Below are 5,438 nucleotides of genomic sequence, written 5' to 3'. Positions count from 1 at the left end.
GCGCGGTGTCACGCCGTTCGTCTTGTTGCTGAACCGTTCCGGCCACATCTCGTAAAAGTCCTTCAGCACACTGCTTTTCAGCAGTTCCGAATGGAGGGCGGCGACGCCGTTGACGGCGTGGCTGCCGACGGTGGCCAGGTGCGCCATCCGGACATTCTTGCCGCCGTTCTCCCCGATCAACGACATCCGGGCGACCCGGTCCTCGTCGCCGGGGAAGCGGGCGCGCACCTCGTCGAGGAACCGGCGGTTGATCTCGTAGATGATCTCGAGGTGGCGCGGCAGCGACTCGGCGAACATCTCCAGCGGCCAGGTTTCCAGCGCCTCGGGCAGCAGGGTGTGGTTGGTGTATCCGAACGTCGCGACGGTGATGTCCCACGCCGCGTCCCAGTCCAGCTCGCGCTCGTCGACGAGCAGCCGCATCAGCTCGGCGACCCCGATGGACGGGTGAGTGTCGTTGAGCTGCAGGGCAAACCGCTGCGGAAGCTCCTTGACGGACACGTCGGCGAGATCGTCCATGATGTGCAGCACGTGTTGCAGCGAGCAGGACACGAAGAAGTACTGCTGCAGCAGGCGCAGCCGCTTGCCGGCCTCGGGTTCGTCGTTGGGGTAGAGCACCTTGGTAACGGTCTCGGATGTGACCTCGTCCTCCACCGCCTTGTAGTAGTCGCCGGTGTTGAAGGCCTCCAGGGCAAACGATTTGACGGCGCGCGCGCTCCACAGCGTCAGCACGTTGCAGGTGTTGACGCCGTAGCCCTGGATCGGCGTGTCATACGCGGTGCCTTTGAGCAACCGGCCCGGCACCCAGCGGACCCGGTCGTGGCCGGCCCCCTTATCTGGGTCGGTGTAGTGCTCGGCGTAGCCGCCCCACTTCACCAGGAAGCTGACGTCGGGTTTGGCGATCTCCCAGGGGTTTCCGTTGTCCAGCCAGTTGTCGGTCTGCTCGACCTGCCAGCCGTCGTGGATTTCCTGGTCGAAGATGCCGAATTCGTAGCGGATGCCGTAGCCGATCGCCGGGCGCTCCAGGGTGGCCAGCGAGTCCAGGTAGCACGCGGCCAGCCTGCCGAGGCCGCCGTTGCCGAGCCCGGGTTCCTCCTCGCAGGCCAGCACCGTGTCGAGGTTTTGGCCCATCGCCGCCAGCGCCTCGCGAGCCGCCCGCTCCATCTGGAGATTCAGCAGGTTGTTGCCCAATTGCGGGCCCATCAAGAACTCGGCCGACAGGTAGCAGGTCACCTTGCGACCGAGGTCCAGCGAGGTCTGCGTCGAGGCCACCCGGCGGTCCTGCATGCGATCACGGACCGCCAGGGCGAGCGCGCGGTAGTAGTGCTCGGGGCGCAGGGCCGCCGCCGGACGCCCGATCGAATAGCGCAGGTGGTCGTTGATCGCGCGCTGGAGTGCGGCCGCGCTCATCCCGGTGCGCGAGTGCTCGATCAGGTCGGCCCGGGTGGGGTTGCCGGGGGACAGGCCATCGGAGGGCGTCTGATCGACATCGGTCATGGTGAGTCCTACTCGCTAGGGGGTGGCGGGCAGCACCGCCCCGGGCCGCTGCAATGCCCGGTGGCGACAGACCGTCAGTCTTGCAGCGATATTTGCACACCAGGCCCGCAATAGAGGTCGGAAACGTGAACGGGAGTCCACCTGCCGGCGACGAAATGGCCCCGCGGTCAGTGCGCGCCGGCCAGATTCAGCGTGACCACCCCGGCGATGATCAGCCCGACACCGGCGACCTTCGTCAGCGATATCGGCGAACCCAAGAACAGCACCGCGATCAGCACGATCAGGGCCGTACCGATGGCCGACCACAGCGCGTAGGCGACGTCGGTCTGCATGCCGCGCGAGATCGACACCGCCAGCAGCGCGAAGGAGACGGCATAACCGGTAAGGCACACGACGGTCGGCCACAGCCGGCTGAAACCGTCGGTGCTCTTGAGCAGGCTGGTCGCTATCACCTCTGCGAATATGGCGCCGAGGAGAAAGAGATAGGTCAAAACGCCTCCTTGCATACCCCTGTCCAGGTACGTGTTTACCTCCAAGGATTACGCCGTATGACCCGCACCCCGCGCTCATTGACGTTCGATGTCGGCGAGGTGGCCGGGCAGCCGGCGTCGCTGGCGGCGACGTACTACCCCGCGCGCGACGTCGCCGACGCGGCCGCGCTGCTGGTATGTCTGCCGGGCGGCACCTACAGCCGCGACTACTGGGACCTCACCATTCCCGGCCACCACGGGTACAGCTTCGCCGGCTTCGCCACCGAGAACGGCTACGCCGTCGTGACCATCGACCCGCTGGGGACCGGCGAAAGCTCGCAGCCCACAGGCGATTTCGGCTTCAGCGATATCGCCGGCGCGCTGGCGCGAGCCGTCAGCGCGTTGCCGGACACCATCGGCATCGAGGCGCCGGCGATCGCGGTCGGGCATTCGCTGGGCGGGTACCTGGCCATCACCCAGCAAGCGCTGTTTCCCGGCTATGCCGGGCTGGCGGTGCTGGGTTGCACCAACCAGCACGTCGCGCCGTTGAACCTGGACGCGGCGTTCATCGCGCGTTGCGCCACGCCGCAAGGCCGCGCCGAGGCGGCCGCCGAAATACTGTCCGCGCTCGACAGGCCGTATTTCGAGGGGCCACGCGAGTACCTGCAGAGTTGGTTCCATCTCCCCGACGTTCCCGCCGACGTCGTCGCGGCCGACGCCAGCGCCGCCAAGTCGGTGGTACCGCGCGTGTTCGGCACGGCGATGGTCCCCGGCATCGTCGCCGAGCATGCGGCGCGCATCGACGTCCCGGTGCTGGTCGGCTACGGCGTCGTCGACGTCTCGCCGGACCCGCGCGCCGAGGCCGGGCCGTACCGGAGCAGCCCGGACATCACCACCCTGGTGGTGGCCGGCAGCGCGCACTGCCACAACATGGCGTCGAGCCGGCATCGGCTGTGGCGGCGCCTGCTCGCCTGGGCGGCGACCGTAGCCTGTCCCTCGTGAGGAATGGTCTCGACGCTCGCCTGGCCCGGCACGCTCCGGGGGTGCTGAGCCTGTTTCGCCTCGTCTACGGTTTGCTCTTCGCCGCGTACGGTTCGCGCAGCCTGTTCAATTGGCCCGTCCGCTCGCCGGTTGTCGTCGAGTTCGGATCCTGGCCCGGCTGGTATGCCGCACTGATCGAGATCGTCGCGGGCCTGCTGGTGGCCGCCGGGTTGTTCACCCGCGCCGCCGCGTTCGTCGCCTCGGGGCAGATGGCGGTCGCCTACTTCTCGGTCCACCAACCCCAGGCGCTGTGGCCGGTCGCCGATCCGCCGGCCGGCAACGGGGGCGCGTTGGCCGTTCTGTTCTGCTTCGCGTTTTTCCTGCTGGTCTTCACCGGCGGCGGCAGCTACTCCCTGGACGCGCGACGCCGAATGCTTCCCCTCCGCCGGCGATAATGGCATTCTCTGATACGGAGAAGCCATTTCCGCAGGGCCGGCAGGCCGAGGAGGACGACGATGAGCGCGCAGCGGTGCGACGGGATGGTGGCCCTGGTCACCGGCAGCAGCCGGGGCCTGGGCAGGGCGATCGCCACACGGCTGGCCGAGCACGGGGCCACGGTGGCCCTGACCGCCCGCACGATGGACCCCGACCCCAAGTATCAGGGGTCGCTGAGCCAGACCCGCGACGAGATCGTCGCCGCGGGCGGGAAAGCCATTGCGGTCCAGGCGGATCTGTCCCAGACCGAAGACCGTGAACGGCTTTTCGCCGAGGTGGCCGGCGCGGTCGGCGCACCCGACATCCTGGTCAACAACGCGGCGGTGACCTTCCTGCGGCCCCTCGACGGGTTTCCCGAGCGGCGAGCGCGGCTGATGATGGAGATGCATGTGCTCGGGCCCCTGCATCTGTGTCAGCTGGCGATACCCGCGATGCGCGAGCGCGGACGCGGCTGGATCCTGAACCTGACCTCGGTCGGCGGTGACCTGCCACCCGGGCCGCCGTTCTCCGAGTTCGACCGCACGGCGGGCTTCGGCATCTACGGCACGGCCAAGGCCGCCCTCAACCGATTGACGAAAAGCCTTGCGGCCGAGCTGTACGACGACGGAATCGCGGTCAACGCCGCCGCCCCGTCCAATCCCGTGGCCACGCCGGGCGCCGGCACGCTCGACCTGGCCAAGACCGACACCGAGGACATCGCGTTGATCACCGAGACGGCCTTGCGGCTCTGCACCGGCGATCCGAAGACCCTGACCGGGCGCATCGCGCACACCCAGCCCTTCCTCGCCGAGGTCGGCTGGACGAGGACCGGCCCGCTGACGGGATGAGCCGAGCCGAGCTCGATCCGACCGAGCTGCGCCGCCGACTCGACGGCGCGGGCGTCACCGACGTCGCCCCGCTAGCCGGCGGCGCCTCCAGCCTCACCTTCGCGGGCAGCAGGGATGGCCGGCGGGTGGTGATCAAGGTGGCTCCGCCGGGCGTCGCACCCGTCGCGCATCGCGACGTGCTCCGCCAGGCCCGCATCATCAAGGCGCTCAAGACAACTCACGTTCCGGTCCCGGAGGTGCTGTGGGGAGATGCGGGGGACCCGCCCGGCACACCGCCGCTGTATGTGATGAGCCATGTCGAAGGCGATTGTGTGGAACCGTTGTTCGACGGCTGCCCGCATGTCGGCGGGCTGAGCGATCGATACCGGAACGCGTGCCGCGCGATGGCCGCGCTGCACAGGCTCGCGCCGGCGGACCTCGGGCTGGGCGATGAGCGCGTGGTCGACCCGGTCGCCGAAGTCCACCGGTGGTCCGACACGCTGCGGACCGTCGACCCGGCGCTGGCCCCCGACTGGCCGAAAGTGTATGACGCGCTGCTCGATTGCGCGCCGCGTGCGATAGCGCCGCGTGTGGTGCACGGCGACTTCCGGCTGGGCAACCTGCTCGCGGCCGGGGCGCGGGTCAACGCGATCATCGACTGGGAGATCTGGTCGATCGGCGATCCGCGCATCGATGCGGGCTGGTTTCTGATCAACTGCGACCCGGACACCTACCGGCGGGTCGACGCACCCGACGGTATGGTGCCGCCGATCGACGAACTCACCGAGCTCTATGCATCCGAGTTAGGTTGCGAGATAACCGATTTGGCGTGGTTCACGGCGCTGGCGTGTTTCAAATCGACGGCGACCTGGTCGTTGATCGTCAAGCACAATCGCCGCCGGGCGGCGCCGCGAGCCGAATTGGAAGCGATGGCAACGATTTTGCCGAGGCTGCTCGACCGCGCCCTGACGTCGCTAACTTAGTGCCCGCCGACGAGCCTTACTGGCAGCGGACCAGAAGATTTTCGCAGATCATTCCGATGTCGCCCGTATCGTTCACGGGCTGGCCTTCATTGGACGGATTGATCCAGGTGGTGGGAAACGGATTGTAGACGTCGTCCATGCCCGGCGGCTGGGGGCGGGGATCGACGTTCGGGTCCGCGTGGGCCATGCCGGCGCCGCTCGCCAGGGCG

The 5,438-nt window shown here is 68.3% G+C and carries 7 protein-coding genes; 4 read left to right on the top strand and 3 right to left on the bottom strand.

Annotation, left to right across the window (positions count from 1 at the left end; genetic code table 11):
- Both glgP and A9W96_RS09795 read right to left on the bottom strand, forming a co-directional pair.
- Positions 1-1,407 (bottom strand): glycogen/starch/alpha-glucan family phosphorylase (gene glgP / locus A9W96_RS09800; protein ID WP_156765181.1); only part of this gene is annotated, 1,407 nt, incomplete at its 3' end.
- A 254-nt stretch (positions 1,408-1,661) separates the two neighbouring features.
- The gene (locus tag A9W96_RS09795; protein ID WP_082972124.1) at positions 1,662-1,985 is read right to left on the bottom strand and encodes a multidrug efflux SMR transporter; all 324 of its coding nucleotides are present in this window, start codon (positions 1,983-1,985) and stop codon (positions 1,662-1,664) included.
- A 57-nt stretch (positions 1,986-2,042) separates the two neighbouring features.
- Between A9W96_RS09795 and A9W96_RS09790 the strand changes: the two genes are divergently transcribed.
- Genes A9W96_RS09790 through A9W96_RS09775 form a run of 4 tightly spaced genes read left to right on the top strand, consistent with a single transcriptional unit; the run spans position 2,043 to position 5,229 of the window.
- The gene (locus A9W96_RS09790) at positions 2,043-2,966 is read left to right on the top strand and encodes an alpha/beta fold hydrolase (protein ID WP_067139350.1); all 924 of its coding nucleotides are present in this window, start codon (positions 2,043-2,045) and stop codon (positions 2,964-2,966) included.
- Positions 2,963-3,400, top strand: a complete 438-nt coding sequence (locus tag A9W96_RS09785) for a DoxX family protein (protein ID WP_156765180.1) — start codon at positions 2,963-2,965, stop codon at positions 3,398-3,400. The genes A9W96_RS09790 and A9W96_RS09785 overlap by 4 nt, the downstream gene beginning before the upstream one ends.
- 60 nt (positions 3,401-3,460) lie before the next feature.
- Positions 3,461-4,267, top strand: coding sequence for an SDR family NAD(P)-dependent oxidoreductase (locus tag A9W96_RS09780; RefSeq protein ID WP_066864819.1), 807 nt, complete (start codon positions 3,461-3,463; stop codon positions 4,265-4,267).
- Complete coding sequence (locus A9W96_RS09775) at positions 4,264-5,229, top strand: phosphotransferase family protein (protein WP_067139346.1); 966 nt, start codon at positions 4,264-4,266, stop codon at positions 5,227-5,229. The genes A9W96_RS09780 and A9W96_RS09775 overlap by 4 nt, the downstream gene beginning before the upstream one ends.
- A 16-nt stretch (positions 5,230-5,245) precedes the next feature.
- Here A9W96_RS09775 and A9W96_RS09770 read toward each other — a convergent pair.
- Positions 5,246-5,438: hypothetical protein (locus A9W96_RS09770; RefSeq protein ID WP_067139342.1), on the bottom strand; the 193-nt coding region annotated here is incomplete at its 5' end.

Source organism: Mycobacterium sp. 1245852.3, assembly GCF_001669335.1.
Taxonomy (GTDB): Bacteria; Actinomycetota; Actinomycetes; order Mycobacteriales; family Mycobacteriaceae; genus Mycobacterium; species Mycobacterium europaeum_A.
This window is presented reverse-complemented; position numbering and strand designations above follow the sequence as displayed.

What these genes read in the sequence shown, in the direction of transcription:
- A9W96_RS09790 (WP_067139350.1), top strand. Translation starts at nt 2,043, where the DNA reads ATGACCCGCACCCCGCGCTCATTGACGTTCGATGTCGGCGAGGTGGCC.
- A9W96_RS09780 (WP_066864819.1), top strand. Translation starts at nt 3,461, where the DNA reads ATGAGCGCGCAGCGGTGCGACGGGATGGTGGCCCTGGTCACCGGCAGC.
- A9W96_RS09775 (WP_067139346.1), top strand. Translation starts at nt 4,264, where the DNA reads ATGAGCCGAGCCGAGCTCGATCCGACCGAGCTGCGCCGCCGACTCGAC.